Annotated in this window: 13 protein-coding genes and 1 pseudogene; 4 read left to right on the top strand and 10 right to left on the bottom strand. The window is 68.8% G+C overall.

Going from position 1 to position 17,231, the window contains the following annotated elements:
• Nucleotides 1-53 precede the first annotated feature (53 nt).
• Nucleotides 54-1,649 carry an isocitrate lyase gene (locus PGN14_RS07050; RefSeq protein ID WP_335298762.1) on the bottom strand — a complete coding sequence of 532 codons (1,596 nt, stop codon included), beginning with the start codon at nucleotides 1,647-1,649 and terminating at the stop codon, nucleotides 54-56.
• A 106-nt stretch (nucleotides 1,650-1,755) separates the two neighbouring features.
• Nucleotides 1,756-1,911: a hypothetical protein gene (locus tag PGN14_RS07045; protein WP_335298761.1), complete on the bottom strand. Its 156-nt coding sequence runs from the start codon at nucleotides 1,909-1,911 to the stop codon at nucleotides 1,756-1,758.
• A gap of 163 nt (nucleotides 1,912-2,074) precedes the next feature.
• Between PGN14_RS07045 and PGN14_RS07040 the strand changes: the two genes are divergently transcribed.
• Entirely contained in the window at nucleotides 2,075-3,472 is a 1,398-nt protein-coding gene (locus tag PGN14_RS07040) for a helix-turn-helix domain-containing protein (RefSeq protein WP_335298760.1), read from the top strand.
• Nucleotides 3,473-3,615: 143 nt separating this feature from the next.
• Here the strand turns inward: PGN14_RS07040 and PGN14_RS07035 are convergent, their stop codons facing one another.
• The 5 genes from PGN14_RS07035 to PGN14_RS07015 form a co-directional block, all read right to left on the bottom strand.
• Nucleotides 3,616-4,401, bottom strand: a complete 786-nt coding sequence (locus PGN14_RS07035) for an SDR family NAD(P)-dependent oxidoreductase (protein ID WP_335298759.1) — start codon at nucleotides 4,399-4,401, stop codon at nucleotides 3,616-3,618.
• Nucleotides 4,402-4,561: 160 nt separating this feature from the next.
• Nucleotides 4,562-5,740, bottom strand: a complete 1,179-nt coding sequence (locus tag PGN14_RS07030; protein WP_335298758.1) for a zinc-dependent alcohol dehydrogenase — start codon at nucleotides 5,738-5,740, stop codon at nucleotides 4,562-4,564.
• The gene (locus PGN14_RS07025; RefSeq protein WP_335298757.1) at nucleotides 5,737-6,291 is read right to left on the bottom strand and encodes an SRPBCC family protein; all 555 of its coding nucleotides are present in this window, start codon (nucleotides 6,289-6,291) and stop codon (nucleotides 5,737-5,739) included. Before PGN14_RS07025 ends, PGN14_RS07030 begins: the two co-directional genes overlap by 4 nt.
• Before the next feature lie 96 nt (nucleotides 6,292-6,387).
• Nucleotides 6,388-7,371, bottom strand: a complete 984-nt coding sequence (locus PGN14_RS07020) for an SDR family oxidoreductase (RefSeq protein ID WP_335298755.1) — start codon at nucleotides 7,369-7,371, stop codon at nucleotides 6,388-6,390.
• 157 nt (nucleotides 7,372-7,528) lie between these two features.
• Nucleotides 7,529-9,565, bottom strand: coding sequence for an NAD(+) synthase (locus PGN14_RS07015; RefSeq protein WP_335298753.1), 2,037 nt, complete (start codon nucleotides 9,563-9,565; stop codon nucleotides 7,529-7,531).
• A 74-nt stretch (nucleotides 9,566-9,639) separates the two neighbouring features.
• Between PGN14_RS07015 and PGN14_RS07010 the strand changes: the two are divergent.
• Together PGN14_RS07010 and PGN14_RS16845 are read left to right on the top strand one after the other, a co-directional pair.
• Nucleotides 9,640-12,078, top strand: a pseudogene (locus PGN14_RS07010) (PAS domain-containing protein); the annotation flags it as partial.
• A gap of 88 nt (nucleotides 12,079-12,166) precedes the next feature.
• Nucleotides 12,167-12,514 (top strand): response regulator, encoded by a 348-nt coding sequence (locus PGN14_RS16845; protein ID WP_443019488.1) that lies wholly within the window; start codon nucleotides 12,167-12,169, stop codon nucleotides 12,512-12,514.
• 107 nt (nucleotides 12,515-12,621) lie between these two features.
• Here PGN14_RS16845 and PGN14_RS07005 read toward each other — a convergent pair whose 3' ends face one another.
• The 3 genes from PGN14_RS07005 to PGN14_RS06995 form a co-directional block, all read right to left on the bottom strand.
• Nucleotides 12,622-14,244, bottom strand: a complete 1,623-nt coding sequence (locus PGN14_RS07005; RefSeq protein WP_335298752.1) for a choline dehydrogenase — start codon at nucleotides 14,242-14,244, stop codon at nucleotides 12,622-12,624.
• A gap of 62 nt (nucleotides 14,245-14,306) precedes the next feature.
• Nucleotides 14,307-15,266, bottom strand: a complete 960-nt coding sequence (locus tag PGN14_RS07000; protein ID WP_335298751.1) for an NADPH:quinone oxidoreductase family protein — start codon at nucleotides 15,264-15,266, stop codon at nucleotides 14,307-14,309.
• Nucleotides 15,263-15,859 carry a TetR/AcrR family transcriptional regulator gene (locus PGN14_RS06995; RefSeq protein WP_335298749.1) on the bottom strand — a complete coding sequence of 199 codons (597 nt, stop codon included), beginning with the start codon at nucleotides 15,857-15,859 and terminating at the stop codon, nucleotides 15,263-15,265. The genes PGN14_RS07000 and PGN14_RS06995 overlap by 4 nt, the downstream gene beginning before the upstream one ends.
• A gap of 90 nt (nucleotides 15,860-15,949) precedes the next feature.
• Between PGN14_RS06995 and PGN14_RS06990 the strand changes: the two genes are divergently transcribed.
• Nucleotides 15,950-17,209: an acetyl-CoA C-acetyltransferase gene (locus PGN14_RS06990; protein ID WP_335298748.1), complete on the top strand. Its 1,260-nt coding sequence runs from the start codon at nucleotides 15,950-15,952 to the stop codon at nucleotides 17,207-17,209.
• The last annotated feature ends 22 nt before the right edge of the window (nucleotides 17,210-17,231 follow it).

Raw genomic sequence — 17,231 nt, 5'->3', positions numbered from 1 at the left:
ACGCCCGCGGGAGGCAAGTCCCGCGGGCGTCGGGATATTTCGGCGATTGTCGGTCAGGCGGCGAACTGGTTCATCGTATTGTGGACGCCGCCTGCCTTCAGCGCCGCCTCTCCGGCGAAATATTCCTTATGATCGTCGCCGATGTCGCTGCCCGACATGTTCTGGTGCTTCACGCAGGCGATGCCCTGGCGGATCTCCTGCCGCTGCACGCCCTTGACGTAGCCGAGCATCCCCGCCTCGCCGAAATATTCCCGGGCGAGATTGTCGGTGCTGAGCGCAGCGGTGTGATACGTCGGGAGCGTGATGAGGTGGTGGAAGATGCCGGCGCGCGCTGCGGCATCCTTCTGGAAGGTGCGGATCTTCTCGTCCGCTTCCGCCGCCAGATCGGTGTCATCATAATCGACGCTCATCAGCCGTGCACGATCGTAGGCGGAGACGTCGCGGCCGGCCTCGGTCCAAGCGTCGAACACCTGCTGGCGGAAGTTGAGCGTCCAGTTGAAGCTGGGCGAATTGTTATAGACCAGCTTCGCGTTGGGGATCACCTCGCGGATGCGGTCGACCATGGACGCGATCTGCTCGATATGCGGCTTCTCGGTCTCGATCCACAGCAGGTCGGCGCCGTTCTGGAGCGAGGTGATGCAATCCAGCACGCAGCGGTCGGCGCCGGTGCCTTCGCGGAACTGGAACAGGTTGCTGGCGAGGCGCTTGGGACGCACCAGCTTGCCATCACGCTCGATCACCACATCGCCGCGGAGCGACGACAGGTCCGTCACCTCCTCGCAGTCGAGGAAGGCGTTATACTGATCGCCGATGTCGCCGGCTTCCTTCGAAAAGGCGATCTGCTTGGTCAGACCGGCACCGAGCGAGTCGGTGCGCGTCACGATGATGCCGTCGTCGACACCCAGCTCCAGGAAGGCGTAGCGGCAGGCGCGCACCTTCGCGAGGAAGTCCTCGTGCGGCACGGTGACCTTGCCGTCCTGGTGGCCGCACTGCTTCTCGTCACTGACCTGATTCTCGATCTGGAGCGCGCAGGCGCCCGCCTCGATCATCTTCTTCGCGAGCAGGTACGTCGCCTCGGCATTGCCGAAACCGGCATCGATGTCGGCGATGATCGGCACGACGTGCGTCTCGTAATTGTCGATCGCGTGGATCAGGCGCTGCGCCTCGACCTCGTTGCCGGTCTCGCGCGCCTTGTCCAGTTCACGGAACATCATGCCCAGCTCGCGCGCGTCGGCCTGCTTGAGGAAGGTGTAGAGCTCCTCGATCAGCGCGGGCACGCTGGTCTTCTCGTGCATCGACTGGTCGGGCAGCGGGCCGAAATCGGAGCGCAGCGCCGCGACCATCCAGCCGGAGAGATACAGGTAGCGGCCCTTGGTGCTGCCGAAATGCTTCTTGATGCTGATGAGCTTCTGCTGTCCGATGAAGCCGTGCCAGCAGCCCAGCGACTGGGTGTAGTTGGCGGGATCGGCGTCATAGGCGGCCATGTCGCGGCGCATGATCGCGGCGGTGTATTTGGCGATATCCAGCCCGGTGTTGAAGCGGTTCTGGAGCCGCATGCGGGCGACCGCCTCCGCATCGATCCCGTCCCAGGTGCCGTTGTGGCCCGCGATCAGCTGCGCGGTGGAAGCGATATTGTCCTGATAGGTCACGGGCGGAGATCCTTCTGGTCTGGAAGATGCGTCGGGTGCGGAAATGGCCGCCGGCATGGGGAAGCCCATGCCGGCGGACACCTTTCCTCCCCAGGAACTGGTGCGCTCAGCCGAGGCGGCCGAGACGGTGGTAGAGGTTCGAGAATTTGGACGAGCGCGGATCGTCGGCGATCTGGCGGACGTAATGCGCGACGGCTTCCTTCATCAGCCCGAAGTCCTCGGTGGAGAAGACGGCGCGGCTGCGTTGCGGTTCGGTGGTCATGATGGTCTCTCCTTTCGAGGCGACACGTCGTCGTCGCCGGATGGGAGTGTGATAATCCACGAATCGCACGCCGACTAACCGGTATCGCCTAAGTTTCGTGTCGCGCGGTCGGCACAGATGCGGTAAATGCCCGTTGTTTTGTAAATTCATTTACAGGTGACGGATGGCACGCGAGAAGCTGCTGGCGGGACATGCGGTGAAGCGGCTGCGGCGGCGCAGCGGGTTGACCCAGGCGGCGATGGCGGAGGCGCTGGGGGTGTCGGCGAGCTATCTCAACCTGATCGAGCGCAACCAGCGCGCCTTGCCGGCGGGGCTGCTGGTGCAGCTGGCGGAGCGGTTCGACTTCGACCCGCGGGCGCTGACCGCGGGCGAGCCGGGCGGCGGCGCGGAGGCGATCCGGCGGCGGCTGGGCGATCCGATGTTCGCCGACCTGGAGGTGGACCGTGCCGAGGTGGAGGAATGGCTGGCCGCGGCGCCGGGCGGGGCGGAGGCATTCGCGCGCGCGTTCGACCGCGTCGGCGGCGGGGGGACCACGGCATCGGTGGCGGACGATCCCAGCACCGCGGTGCGGCGCGAGATCGAGCGGTGGCGCAACCACTTCCCCGATCTGGACCAGGCGGCCGAGACGCTGGCCGACGAGCTGCGGCTGGTCGCGGCCGACTTGTACGGTGCGCTGGTCGAGCGGTTGCGGGTGAAGCATGGGCTGGCGATCCGCGTGCTGCCGGTCGAGGTCATGCCCGACCTGCTGCGGCGGCTGGACCTGCATGCGCGGCAGTTGCAGCTGAGCGAGCGGCTCGACGCACCGTCGCGCACCTTCGCGCTGGCGGTGCAGCTGGCGCAGCTGGAGGCGCGCGGCGAGATCGACGCGCTGGCGCGCGGCGCGGGGTTCAGCGATCGCGCGGCGGAGCGGTTGTTCCGGCGCCATCTGGCGGGCTATTTCGCGGCGGCGCTGATGATGCCCTATGCGCGCTTCCTGCGCGCGTGCGAGGCGACGGGCTATGACCTCGATATCCTCCAGCGGCGGTTCGGCGCGGGGTTCGAGCAGGTGGCGCACCGGCTGACCACGTTGCAGCGCGTCGGCGCGCGCGGGCTGGCGTTCTTCATGATCCGCATCGATCGCGCGGGCCAGTCGTCGAAGCGGTTCGCGGGCGCGAGCCAGTCGGTATTGGTCGAGGCGGAGGGGCGCTGCCCGTTGTGGCAGCTGCACCATGCGTTCGACCGACCGGGCACGACCGTGGCGCAGGTGGTGGAGATGGAGGACGGCAGCCGCTGGTTCACGCTGGCGCGCAGCGTCGGCGCGCAGGGCGGGGCGGTCGGTGCCGGGCTGGCGACGGTCGCGGCGGAGTTCGCGATCGGACTGGGGGTGGCGGCGGCACAGGCGGTGACGCTGGCGGCGGCACGCGGGCTGGATCTGGACGGTGCGGCGACGCCGGTCGGGACGGGGTGCCGGACCTGCTATCGCGCGGACTGCCCGCAACGGTCGGCGGCGCCGGCGGGCAGGGCGCTGCTGGTCAACGAGCGCGAGCGCGGGGTGTCGGCCTGGGGGTTTGCGGGGGATTGAGGGGGCTCTGCCGGCGCCCCAGGCATATCGTCACCCCGGACTTGTTCCGGGGTCCAGGGTTCCGCACGCCCTACGATGGTTGGGTGCATGTGGCCCTGGATGCCGGAACAAGTCCGGCATGACGATGCGGGGCTTGGTGCAGGTTACTTCTTCGCCGTGCCCGGCTCGGCCATGTTGCGGTGCTGGTGCGCGGTGATCTCCGCGGGCAGGACGTGCGCGGCGGCGGCCTGTAGCTTGTTCTTCCAGCCCGACACGATCGAATGCCGGCCCGCCATCATCGCGTCCCAGCCGTCCTTCGCCACCTTCGCCGGATCGGACTTGCTGTCGGAGGTGCCAACCTCGGTATCCATCATGTCGGCGCGGTCGAAGAACTCGGTCTCGACCGGGCCGGGCATCAGCGTGGTCAGCGTCACGCCCTCATGGTCCTTCAACTCGTCGCGCAGCGCGTCGGTGAAATGGTCCACGAACGCCTTGGTGCCGTTATAGACCGCCTGGAAGCTGCCGGGGATGAAGCCGGCGATGGAGCCGGTCACCAGCACCTTGCCGTCGCGGCGGGCGACCATCTGCGCCAGCACCTTCTGGAGCAGGTACACGGTGCCGGTGATGTTGGTGTCGACCACGCGGCGCCAGTCGTCGACCGACTGGTCGAGAAAGGCGCGGCCCAGCCCGCGGCCGGCATTGGCGCACAGCACGTCGATGGTGCGCCCGCCCGCCGCGGCGAGCAGGCGGTCGATGCCCTCGACCGTGGCAAGGTCGGCCTCCAGCGCCTGAACGTCGGTGCCGAACTGGCGCAGGTCGGCGGCGGCGGCCTCGATCAGCCCTTCGTCCGCGACGATGAGGAGGTCGTGGCCGGCCTGTGCGGCGAGGGTGGCAAGCTCGAAGCCGATGCCGGTCGAAGCGCCGGTGATGATGGCGAAGGTGTCAGCCACGGGGTTCCTCTCGTGTTCTTCTGGTCCGTTCGTGCTGAGGAGGCATCGAGCTTGTCGAAATGCCGTGTCGACGCATGGTGCGTGCCCTTCAAGACGGGTCTTCGACGTCGCTCAGCCCCTCCTCAGGGCAAACGGAGGTGGGTGGGGTTGCGGATCTTGTTCACGCCATCCCGGGCTTCAGGACGATCTTGGTCACCTCGTCCTGCTGATCGTGGAACATCCGATAGCCCTCCGGCCCGTCGGTCAGCGGCATGCGGTGCGAGATCAGGAATTCGGTGTCGATCTTGTCGTCGAGCACCGCGGCGAGCAGCGCGGGCAGATAGCGCTGGACATGGGTCTGCCCGGTCTTGAGCGTCAGGCCCTTCTCCATGAAGGCGCCGAGCGGCCATTTGTCGACGAAGCCGCCATAGACGGCGGGCATCGACACGCGCCCGCCCTTGCGGCAGGCGATGATCGCCTGGCGGTTGGCATGCGCGCGGTCGGTGCCGGTGAAGGTCGATACCTTGATCTGGTCGATGACGTTGTCGACGAAGAAGCCGTGCGCCTCCAGTCCGACCGAGTCGATGACCGCATCGGGGCCGATGCCGCCGGTCATGACCATCAGCGCCTCATAGACCTGCGTCTGCTCGAAGTTGATCGTCTCTGCGCCGAATTTTCGTGCGAGTTCCAGCCGGTGCGGGAAATGGTCGATCGCGATGACGCGCTCCGCGCCCATCAGGAACGCCGACTGGACCGCGAACAGCCCGACCGGGCCGCAACCCCAGACCGCGACGGTATCGCCCGGCTCGATATCGGCATTCTCCGCCGCCATCCAGCCGGTGGGAAGGATATCCGACAGGAACAGCACCTTGTCGTCCGGTACGCCATCGGGGATGACGATCGGGCCGACGTCGCTGAACGGCACGCGGACATATTCCGCCTGACCGCCGGCATAGCCGCCGGTCATGTGGCTGTAGCCAAACAGGCCCGCCATCGGCTGGCCGTACAGCTCCTGCGCGATGTCCTGATTATCCGCGGGCAAGCCGTTGTCGCAGGCGGAGAATTGCTGCTTCGTGCAATGATAGCAGGCGCCGCACGAGATCGTGAAGGGCACCACGACGCGCTGCCCCTTCTTCAGCGTCGAGCCGGGGCCGACGTCGACCACCTCGCCCATGAACTCATGCCCCAGGATATCGCCCGACTGCATCGTCGGGATATAGCCGTCGTAGAGGTGGAGGTCGGAGCCGCAGATCGCGGTCGACGTCACCTTGATGATGGCATCGCGCGGGTTGACGATGCCGGGATCGTCGACCGTGTCGACGCGGACGTCATGCTTGCCGTGCCAGGCGATCGCTTTCACAGCCCCATCTCCTCGAATTGCTTCTGGTTCATCGCCGGGGTGGCGATCTCGCCGGTTTCCAGCAGCTGCTTGAAGCGGCGCAGGTCGCGGCGCGCCTGGATCGCGGGCTCGCGCTGGAACATCTTGGCGATGATCTTGCCGACGATCCCGACGGGCGGATCATAGAGGATGGTGGCGACCACCACCGTGCCGCGCGCGCCGGCATCGCGGAACTCGACCCGACCCGAGTTGGGGACGTCGGCGCCGGGTTCGCTTTCCCAGGCGATCAGGCGCCCAGGCACCTCCTCGGTGATGCGCGCATCCCATTCGACGGTGCCGCCGCCGGGCGCCTTGACGGTCCAGTGCGAGCGCTTTTCGTCGACCACGTCGATCCGCTCGACATTTTCCATGAAGGTCGGCAGCGCGGCGAAATCGCGGAAGCGGGAGAAGACCTCCGCGACCGGCTTGTTGATCGTCACGGCGCGCGCGGTGATGGTTTCGCCGTGCGGCGTGGGGTCGCCTTTCTTCGCGGCGAAGGCGGGGGCGTCGTCGTCTGACGGCTGGTCGGCCATGTCGGGCTCCCTCGTTGCAGGTGTCCGATCAAATGCCGACCAGCGCGCACGTTCCCCGTAATTTCAATGTGTTGATGTCGATCAGTGACTTTGTGGTCAGGGATTGCCCTTGCCACCATGGGCGCCGACGGCGGTGCCGGTCGAGAAGCTGCTGCCGTCCTCCGCCAGCATGACGTAGAGCGGCGCCAGCTCCGCTGGTTGTCCGGCACGGCCGAGCGGCGTGTCCTGCCCGAACTCGCCCAGCTTGCCCGGCAATTGTCCGCCCGCGACCTGAAGCGGGGTCCAGATCGGGCCGGGGGCGACCATGTTGACGCGGATGCCCTTGCTCGCGAGCTGCTTCGCCAGCCCCTTGGTGAAGATCAGGATCGCGCCCTTGGTGCTGGCATAATCGAGCAGTTCCTCGCCCGGATCGTAGCTGTTGACCGAGCCGGTGTTGATGATGACCGCACCGGGCGGCATCGACGGGATCGCGGCCTTGCTGATGCGGAACGTGGCGAAGATGTTGGTCTCGAACGTGCGAACGAACTGTTCGTCGGTGATGTCGGCGATGCTCTCCTTGCTCTGCTGATAGGCGGCGTTGTTGACCAGCAGGTCGAGGCCGCCGAGCGCGCGGACCGCATCGGCGACCAGTTTCTCGCACGCCTTCTGGGTGCGGATGTCGGCGGGGAGCAGGACCGCCTTGCGCCCGGCCTGTTCGATCAGCGCCTTCACCTCGCGCGCGTCGGGTTCTTCGGTGGGGTAGTAATTGATCGCGACATCGGCGCCCTCGCGCGCGAAGGCGATCGCGGCGGCGCGGCCGATCCCGGAATCGCCGCCGGTCACCAGCGCCTTGCGGCCCGCCAGCCGGCCTGAACCGCGATAGCTCGTCTCGCCGCAATCGGGGCGCGGGGTCATTTTCGACTGGAGCGCGGGCCAGGGCTGGCGCTGTTCGGGGAAGGGCTGGCTGGTGTATTTGCCGCGCGGATCGGTGAGCTTCGCGGGTGCGCCCTGCGCCACGGTACTGCCCCCGATCGTCGCCGCGCCCGCCGCCATCGCCGCACCGCCCAGAACGGTGCGGCGGGTGGTTCCGTTGTCGCTCATGTCGCTGTTCTCCCGTGGGTTTTGGCCCGAACGGGTGAAAGGGACGGAGGTTCAGAAGGCTTTCACGTCACCCCGGACTCGATCCGGGGTCCCGCTTTCTAGGCGACGCCCGAAGAAGAAGCGGGAGCCCGGATCAAGTCCGGGGTGACGAGGAGGGTTACGGCCCGTTCGCCGCCAGTTCCGCCAGCCATGCCGCCGCGGTGCCGTCGGAGGGGGCGCGCCAGTCGCCGCGCGGGGAGAGCGCGCCGCCGGCCGACACCTTCGGCCCGTTGGGGATCGCCGAACGCTTGAACTGGCTGGTCTGGAAGAAGCGCGTCAGGAAGCGTTCCAGCCACATCCGGATCGTCTCCAGATCATAGGCGGTGCGCGCCGCATCCGGATAGCCGAGCGGCCAGCGCCCCGCATCCGCATCGCGCCACGCATGCCATGCCAGGAACGCGACCTTCGACGGCGCCAGTCCGTGGCGGATCACGTAATGCGCGAAGAAGTCGTTGAGCGGATAGGGGCCGATCTTGCTTTCGGTGCTCTGCAATTCCTCGCCGGGCACCAGTTCGGGCGAGATTTCCTGGTTGAGGATCGCATCCAGCACCGCATCGGTCGCGGCATCATATTGACGGGTCGCGATGCACCAGCGGATCAGGAACTGGATCAGCGTCTTGGGCACGCCGGCGTTGACCGCATAATGGCTCATCTGATCGCCGACGCCATAGGTACACCAGCCGAGCGCCAGCTCGCTCAAATCGCCGGTGCCGACTACCAGCCCGCCCCGCTGGTTGGCGATGCGGAAGAGATAATCGGTGCGCAGCCCGGCCTGCACATTCTCGAAGGTGACGTCATAGACCGGCTCGCCGCGGCCATAGGGATGGCCCATGTCCGTCAGCATCGTGGTCGCGGCGGGACGGATGTCGATCTCCTCCGCGGTGATGCCGAGCGCGTTCATCAGCTTCCACGCATTGCCCTTCGTCCCCTCGCTGGTGGCGAAGCCGGGCATGGTGATGCCCAATATGTCGGCGCGTGGGCGGCCCAGCCGGTCGAGCGCCTTGGCGGCGACGATCAGCGCGTGCGTGCTGTCCAGCCCGCCGGATACGCCGATCACCAGCCGCTGCGCGTTGGCGGCGACCAGCCGCTTGGCAATCCCCTCCACCTGGATGTTGAACGCCTCGTAGCAATCCTCGTCCAGCTTGTCGGGCGTGTTGGGGACGAAGGGGAAGCGGCGGATCTCGCGCTCCAGCCCGGTGTCGCCGCGATCGGCGCCATGGTCGAAGGCGATACGGCGGAAGCGCGTCTCCGGGTGGCCCGATGCGATCGCGGCGTCGTTGAAGGTACCGGTGCGCAGCCGCTCCTGCGCCAGCCGCTCGGCATCCACGTCGGCGACGACCAGCTCCGCCTCGTGCGAGAAGCGGCTGGATTGCGCCAGCAGCTCGCCCAGCTCGTGGATCGTGCCCTGACCGTCCCAGGCGAGGTCGGTGGTGCTCTCCCCCGGCCCGGCGGCGGAATAGACATAGGCGCAGGCCGCGCGTGCCGATTGCGCGGCGGACAGCATCATCCGCTCGCGCGACTTGCCGATCACGACGTTCGACGCGGAGAGATTGGCGCAGACCAGCGCCCCGGCGAGCGCGCCCATCGTCGAGGGCGGGGTGGGCGCCCAATAATCCTCGCAGATCTCCGCATGGACGACGAAATGCGGCAGGTCGCGCGCGGCGAAGAGCAGGTCGGTGCCGAACGGCACGTCCGCGTCGCCCAGCGTCATCGTCAGCCCGGTGAGGCCGGCACCGGGCGCGAACCAGCGCTTCTCATAATATTCGCGGTAATTGGGCAGGAAGGTCTTGGGCACCACGCCCAGCACCTGCCCGCGCGCGATCGCGACCGCGCAATTGTAGAGCCGCCCGTTGCGCTCCAGCGCGGCGCCGACCAGCAGCAGCGGGCGCAGCCGCTCGCTGGCCGCGCGCACCGCCTCGATCGCGGCCAGCGTCGCGCGCTGCAACGCCGTTTGCAGGTGCAGGTCGTCGATCGCGTAGGAGCTGAGGTTCAGTTCCGGAAAGACGACCAGGTCGACGCCGCGCGCGTCGGCCGCCTGCGCCAGCGCGATCGCTTCCTCGGCGTTGCGCGCAGGGTCGCCGACGGTCGCGACCGGGGTGGCGGCGGCGACGCGGATCATGCCGTGGTGGTGGATCGAGCGGAAGGCTGGGTTCATGGCACCGGAATTACCTGCGAACGGAGGATTTTGCCACCTTCGCGCGACCGCCCGGCCGCGCTACGCTGGCGCAGATGACACAACCGCCCGACAGCACCGACGATCCGCCCGCCTTTCTGGCGCGGGGCGGGGACATGGGGCGGCTGATCGCGTCGCACGACTGGCATGGCTCGCCGCTGGGGCCGATCGAGCGCTGGCCCGCGGCGCTGCGCCACGCGGTCGCGCTGATGCTGCCGACGCGGGCGGAGACGGTGCTGTTCTGGGGGCCGGACTATGTCGCGCTCTACAACGATGCCTATGCCCCCACGATCGGCGACAAGCATCCGCGCGCGCTGGGGCGTCCCGCGCGCGAGGCATGGACCGAATTGTGGGACGATCTGGAGCCGTTGCTGGCGGGGGTACGGGCCACGGGCATCACCTATGCCGCGCGCGATCGCCCCTTCTATATCGAGCGGGCGGGCTATGGCGAGGAGGTGTATTTCGACATCTCCTATTCCGCGGTGCCGCTGGACGACGGCAGCGTGGGTGGCGTGCTGTGCATCGTGTCGGAAACGACCGAGCGCGTCCGCGCGGCGCGCGCGATCGTGGAGGACAGCCAGCGACTGCACCGCATGTTCGATCAGGCGCCCGGCTTCATCGCGGTGCTGCGCCAGCCCGGACATGTCGTGGAGATGGCGAATGCCGCCTTCCGCACGTTGGTGGGCGGGCGCGACCTGGTGGGGCGCACGGTCGCGGAGGCGCTGCCGGAACTGGTGCCGCAGGGGTTCGTCGCGCGGCTCGACACGGTGGCGGCGACGGGCACGCCGTACAGCGGGGTCGACGTGCCGGTGCTGTTGCGCGATCCGGCGACGGGCGCGGAGCAGGAACGGCGGCTGGACTTCATCTACCAGCCGATCGCGGACGTGACCGGCGCGATCACCGCGGTGTTCGTCCAGGGCAACGACCAGACCGAGCGGCATCGCGCCGAGGCCGCGCTGGCGATCAGCCGCGACTCGCTCGAACTCGCGACCGACATGGGCGAGATCGGGACGTGGGATTGCGATCTGACCACCGGCGCCTTCAACGGGTCGGCGCGGCTGTGGTCGCTGTACGACCTGCCGGCGCTGACGCGGCGCACGGTCGCCGACTTCGACCGGCGCGTCCATCCGGACGATCGCGCCGCGCTGATCGCCTCCTTTACTGCCGCCACCGACCCCGCCCGCCGCGCGCTCTACGACGTCGAATATCGCATCACCGGGGCGGACGGCACGACGCGGTGGATCGCGGCCAAGGGGCGCGGCATCTTCGAGGGCGATCGCTGCGTCCGCGCGATCGGCACCGCGATCGACGTGACCGCGCGGCATCGCGAGGCGGATGCGATCCGCGAGAGCGAGCGGCGCTTCCGGATGCTGGCCGACGGCCTGCCCGCGCTGGTGTGGATGACCGACGCGGACGGCGCGATCATCTTCGCCAACCAGGGGTTCGAGCTGCTGTTCGGCGTCTCGCCGCAGCGGATGATGGCGGAGGGGTTCGCGCCGCTGATCCGCGACGAGGCGCGGGCCGCGGCGCAGGCCTTCTACGCCACTTGGTTCGCCGACCCGCGCGAGCGCAGCGGCGATTACAAGCTGACCGGGGCGAACGGGCGCGAGCGCTGGATGTACAGCGTCGTCCAGCCGCGATACCGCGAGGGCACGTTCCTGGGCTATGTCGGTTGCGCGATCGACGTGACCGAACGGCATCTCGCCGGTGCCGCGCTGGAGGCGCGGGTGGCGGAGCGCACCGCCGAACTGACCCGCCAGATCGCCGAGCGCGAGCGGATGGAGGAGACGCTCCACCAGATGCAGCGGCTGGAGGCGGTGGGGCAGCTGACCTCCGGCGTGGCGCATGATTTCAACAATCTGCTGACAGTCGTTCTCGGCAATGTCGAGATGCTGACCCGCGCCGCCGCGGCCGGGCCGCTCGACGCGCGCTCGCTGGAGCGGCTGGCGCATGTCCGCACCGCGGCGGAGCGCGGCGCGGCGCTGACCGCGCAACTGCTCGCCTTCTCGCGGCGGCAGCGGCTGCAGGCGAAGGTGGTCGATCTCAACGGGACCGTCGCCGGGCTGGTCCCGCTGATGGCGAGCACGCTGGGCCGCTCGATCGCGATCGAGACGCGGCTGGCCGACGGATTGTGGCCGGCGCTGGTCGACCCGACGCAGATCGAACTGATCCTGCTGAACCTGGCGATCAACGCGCGCGACGCGATGCCGGAGGGCGGGACGCTGGTGGTGTCCAGCGCCAACGTGTCGCTGGGCGATCCGCTGCGCCCCGAGGAGCCGCCCGCGGGCGATCATGTCCGCGTCGCGGTCAGCGATACCGGGACCGGGATGAGCGACGCGGTGCTGGCGCGCGCGTTCGAACCGTTCTTCACCACCAAGGAGGTGGGCAAGGGATCGGGGCTGGGGCTGGCGCAGGTGTTCGGTTTCGCCAAGCAATCGGGCGGCGGGGTGCGGATCGATACCGTCGAGGGGCGGGGGACGACGGTCAGCGTGTACCTGCCGCGCGCGGCGGCGCTCGCCGGTCGCGCCGGACGATGGCGCCGCCGGCGTCGACGGCGCGTCGATCGCGGGGCGCACGATCCTGGTGCTGGACGACGAGGATGCGGTGCGCGACGTCACCGCGGGCGCGTTGCGCGACGCGGGGTGCCGCGTGATCGAGGCGGCGGACGGGCGCAGCGCGCTCGACGCGCTCGACGCGGAACCGGGGATCGAGGCGGTGGTGGCGGACGTGGCGATGCCGCAGATGAGCGGCGTGGATTTCGCCCGGCGCGCCCGCGCGGTCCGGCCCGCGCTGCCGGTGCTGTTCGTCACCGGCTATGCCGACCTGGCCGCGATCGCGCATGTCCCGGAGGAGTGGATCGTGCGAAAGCCCTTCGCGCGCGACGATCTGGTAGCGCGGGTGCGACAGGTGTTGCTGGAGGAGCAGCACTAGGTCGCGACGCCGGGCAGGATGCTTCCGTCCAGACGCAGGCGCCCCGTTTCTCGTCACCCCGGTTCAAGCCCGGGGTGACGGCCCGGTGTGGCCGCTGCCGCCGCGCGCTACGCCGCCAGTGCGGGCGTCGCCTTCACGCCCCGGATCAGGTCCGCGGTCTTCTCGGCGATCATGATCGTGGGTGCGTTGGTGTTCGAGCCGACCAGCGTCGGCATGACCGAGGCGTCCGCGACGCGCAGCCCCTGGATGCCGCGGACGCGCAAGGCGCCGTCCACCACCGCACGCTGGTCGCCCTCGGCCCCCATGCGGCAGGTGCCGACCGGGTGATAGATCGTCTCCGCCGCGGCGCGGACCCAGGCGTCGATCTCCTCGTCGGTCCGAACCGACGCGCCGGGGAACAGTTCGTCGGCGCGATACGGGTCGAGCGCCGCCTGCGCGGCGACGTCGCGCCCGATCTTGACGCACTCGCGCATCACGCGGCGGTCCTCCGGCGCGGCGAGGTAATTGGCGTAGATCAGCGGATCGGCGAACGGATCGGCGGAGGCCGCCATGATCCGGCCGCGGCTTTCGGGGCGCAACTGGCACAGATGGAGCGAGAAGCCGTCCTGTCCGACGCGTTGCTTGCCGTGATCGCGCATCACCGCGAGGACGCCGTGGATCTGCACGTCGGGACGCGACAGCCCCTCGCGTGAGCGGACGAAGGCGCCCGATTCGAGGAACTGCTGCCGCCCCAGTCCCTGACCGCGCAACAGATAGTTGAGCCCGGTCTTGAGCTGCCCCAGCCCGCGCGTCGCGGAGAAAGCGGTGACCAGCCCGCGCGTCGACCAGTTCATGATGACGTCGAGGTGATCCTGTAGATTCTCACCGACGCCGGGCAGCGCATGGACCGTGTTGATCCCCGCCGCACGCAGCCGGTCGGGGTCGCCGATCCCGGAGAGCTGGAGCAGGTGCGGACTTTGCACCGCGCCCGCGCTCAGGATCGCCTCGCCCGCGACCTCGACCCGTTCGAGCGCAGTGCCGCGCCGGTACTCGACCGCGACCGTGCGGCCGTGCTCGACCACGACGCGCGTGGTCCGCGCGTCGGTGATCACGGTCAGGTTGCGGCGCGCCAGCACCGGGCGCAGATAGGCCGCCGCGGTCGACCAGCGCCGACCGTCGGAGATGGTCAGGTCGTAGCGCCCGAATCCTTCCTGCGATGCGCCGTTGAAATCGGGGGTGACGGGATAGCCGGCCTGACGCCCGGCCTCGATCAGCGCGTCGTGGAACGGGCTGTCGCTTTCGCCGGCGGAGATCGACAGCGGGCCGGCGGCACCGTGCAATCCGTCGCACTCGCCGCGATGATGCCCCTCCAGCCGGCGGAAATAGGGGAGCACGTCCTCCCACGCCCAGCCGTCCAGCCCCATCTGGCGCCATTCGTCGTAATCCTGCGGATGGCCGCGGGTGTAGATCATGCCGTTGATCGAGGAGGAGCCGCCCAGTCCCTTGCCGCGCGGCCACCACAGCCGGCGCCCGTCCATGTGCGGCTCCGGTTCGGTCCAGAAGCCCCAATTGTGCTTGTTCTTCGACTTGATGAGATTGCCGACTCCGGCGGGCATCCGCACCAGCAGTTCCTTGTTGGCGCCGCCCGCCTCCAGCAGGCAGACGCTGGCGGCGGGATCCTCGCTCAACCGCGCGGCCAGCACGCAGCCCGCGGAGCCGCCACCGACGATGACGTAATCGTACCCGGACATCGACCTCTCCTTCATGGCCTGTCCCCGCTCATGCCGGCGGGGTGAGGGCCGCGTCGTTCATTTTACGGCACCAGCACCAGCTTGCCCACCATCTCGCTGCGCTCCATCGCGACCAATGCGTCGCGCCAGCGATCGAGCGGATATTCGGCATGGACGCGCGGGCGGATGCGCCCCTCGCCGGCCAGCGCCCAGATCGCCGCCTGATTCTCGCGACCGCGCTCCGGAAACTGCCGCCCATACTCGCCCGCGCGCACGCCGACGACCGAAAAACCCTTGATCAACGGCATGTTGGTGGACACCGTTGCGATCCGGCCAGAGGTGAAGCCGACCACCAGCAGCCGTCCGCCGAAAGCGATGCTGCGCACCGATTCGTCGAACACGTCGCCGCCGACGGGATCGTAGATCACGTCCGCGCCGCCGCCGGTGATCTCCTTCACGGTCTCGCGAAAACCGGGGGCGAGGCAGGTGGCGTCGACATCATATTGGTCCGCCACGATCGCCAGCTTTTCCGCCGAGCGCGAGGTGGCGATGACGCGCGCGCCGAGTGCCTTGGCCAGATCCACCGCGGCGAGGCCGACCCCGCCGGTGGCCCCATGGACGACGACCCATTCGCCCGGCTCCACCTTCGCCAGCCGGACCAGCGCGACATAAGCGGTGAGATAGGCCGCGCCGACGCCCGCCGCCTCCGCGAAGGAGAGGTGCGCGGGTTTCTCGCGCACCGCGGCGGCATCGACCGCGACCACCTCCGCCAGCCCGCCGGTGCGCGTGCCCGCCACCACCGCGGTGCCCGGCGCGAAGCCGTCGCCCGCGATCACCTCGCCCGCCACCTCCATGCCGGGGGTGAAGGGCAGCGGCGGCTTCAGCTGATATTCGCCGCGCGTCATCAGCAAGTCGGGATAGTTGAGCGCGGCGGCGCGTACCCGGATCGTGACCTGTCCCGCGCCTGCGACCGGTTCCGGAACGTCGACCAGCGCGGTGCCCGACAGGTCGGGCGTCAGCGCGGAGACGACCACCGCCTTCACTGCGCCGTCTCCAGACCCAGCTCCGGGCGGGCGCAGACGATCTCCAGCAGCCGGTCGAACAATCGCGCCATGTCGAGATGCGGTGCGTGGACCTTGCTCAGTCCCAGCGTGATGAGGCCATAGGCGCGCACCTCCGCATCCTCGCGCTCGAACCCCGCGCTGGTCAGGCAGCGGGCAAGGAAATCGAGCATCATCGCGTCATGCTGCTCCACCGCGATGCGCGCGCGCGGATCGCTTTCCGCCCAGGCGCGCATCGCGATCGCGATCCGCGACGAGCCGCGCCGCCGCACCGACTGCCCCAGCAGCCGGATCCGCTCGATCGGATCGGGGGTGGCGCGCTCCAGCGCCTCGATCAGCGCGCTGAGCTGCGCGCCCGCGAAATAGCTCGCGAGCTGCCCCTGATAGGCGTCGAAGTCCGCGAAATGATGATAGAAACTGCCGGTCGACACGCGCAGCTCCTCGGCCAGCGGCCGCAGCTTGAGCGCCTTGAGCCCGCCGCGACGCAGCAGCGACTGCCCCGCCTCCAGCCAGTCGCGCGGTGTAAGGTCGGCCCCCCGTGGCGACGGGGCAACCGAAGGCGTAACGCTTGACATCCCGTCGACCATAACGAAGGTTATGCCGGAATTCGGCGGCGGTAAAGAGCCGTCCGTCGCGTCAGTTCGGGAATACAGGAGAGGTTCGTCATGGGTGAGGCCTATATCATCGACGCGGTGCGCACGCCGCGCGGCATCGGCAAGCAGGGGAAGGGCGCGCTGGCGGACATGCATCCGCAGCATCTGGCCGCCACCGTGCTGAAGGCGATCAAGGAACGCAACAACCTCGATACCGCGGAAGTGGACGACATCATCTGGTCGACCTCGTCGCAGCGCGGCAAGCAGGGCGGCGACCTGGGGCGGATGGCGGCGCTGGACGCGGGCTATGACGTCAAGGCGTCGGGCACGACGCTGGACCGGTTCTGCGGCGGCGGCATCACCGCGGTGAATTTCGCCGCGGCGCAGATCATGAGCGGGATGGAGGATCTGGTCATCGCGGGCGGGACCGAGATGATGAGCCTGACCGCGGCGATGGCGCAGGAGGACATGGAGAGCGGCAAGCCCCCGCTCGGCATGGGATCGGGCAATGCGCGCCTCAACCTCAGCCATCCGCAGAGCCATCAGGGCATCTGCGGCGACGCGATCGCCAGCATGGAGGGGATCACGCGCGAGGAACTGGACGCACTGGGGCTGGAGAGCCAGCGCCGCGCCGAGATCGCGATCAAGGAAGGGCGCTTCAAGAAGTCGATCGTCCCCGTGGTGGACGATGCGGGCAACACCGTGCTCGACCATGACGAATATCCGCGCCCGCAGACCACGGCCGAGGGTCTGGCCGCGCTGAAGCCCAGCTTCGCCGCCATGGCGGACATGCCGTACAACAAGTCGGGCGACACGTTCCGCAAGCAGATCAATGCGAAATACCCCGATCTTGAGATCCAGCATTTCCATCACGCCGGCAATTCGTCGGGCGTGGTGGACGGCGCGGCGGCGGTGCTGCTGGCGTCGAAGGACTATGCCGAGAAGCACGGCCTGACGCCGCGCGCGCGCATCGTCGCCACCGCCAATGTCGGCGACGATCCCACGCTGATGCTCAACGCGCCGGTGCCGGCGGCGAAGAAGGTGCTGGCGAAGGCGGGGCTGACCAAGGACGACATCGACCTGTGGGAGATCAACGAGGCGTTCGCGGTGGTGGCGGAAAAGTTCATCCGCGATCTCGACCTCGACCGGTCGAAGGTGAACGTCAACGGCGGGTCGATCGCGCTGGGTCATCCGATCGGCGCGACCGGCGCGATCCTGATCGGCACCGTGGTCGACGAGCTGGAGCGCCAGAACAAGCGCTATGGCCTGGTCACGATGTGCGCCGCGGGCGGGATGGCGCCAGCGATCGTCGTCGAGCGGCTGGACGCCTGAACAAAGCAGGGAAGGGGCCGCG

Source organism: Sphingomonas adhaesiva (assembly GCF_036946305.1).
Lineage (GTDB): Bacteria > Pseudomonadota > Alphaproteobacteria > Sphingomonadales > Sphingomonadaceae > Sphingomonas > Sphingomonas adhaesiva_B.
This window is presented reverse-complemented; position numbering and strand designations above follow the sequence as displayed.

What these genes read in the sequence shown, in the direction of transcription:
- PGN14_RS06990 (WP_335298748.1), top strand. Translation starts at nt 15,950, where the DNA reads ATGGGTGAGGCCTATATCATCGACGCGGTGCGCACGCCGCGCGGCATC.
- PGN14_RS06995 (WP_335298749.1), bottom strand. Translation starts at nt 15,859, where the DNA reads ATGTCAAGCGTTACGCCTTCGGTTGCCCCGTCGCCACGGGGGGCCGAC.
- PGN14_RS07005 (WP_335298752.1), bottom strand. Translation starts at nt 14,244, where the DNA reads ATGTCCGGGTACGATTACGTCATCGTCGGTGGCGGCTCCGCGGGCTGC.
- PGN14_RS07025 (WP_335298757.1), bottom strand. Translation starts at nt 6,291, where the DNA reads ATGGCCGACCAGCCGTCAGACGACGACGCCCCCGCCTTCGCCGCGAAG.
- PGN14_RS07045 (WP_335298761.1), bottom strand. Translation starts at nt 1,911, where the DNA reads ATGACCACCGAACCGCAACGCAGCCGCGCCGTCTTCTCCACCGAGGAC.
- PGN14_RS07020 (WP_335298755.1), bottom strand. Translation starts at nt 7,371, where the DNA reads ATGAGCGACAACGGAACCACCCGCCGCACCGTTCTGGGCGGTGCGGCG.
- PGN14_RS07015 (WP_335298753.1), bottom strand. Translation starts at nt 9,565, where the DNA reads ATGAACCCAGCCTTCCGCTCGATCCACCACCACGGCATGATCCGCGTC.
- PGN14_RS07040 (WP_335298760.1), top strand. Translation starts at nt 2,075, where the DNA reads ATGGCACGCGAGAAGCTGCTGGCGGGACATGCGGTGAAGCGGCTGCGG.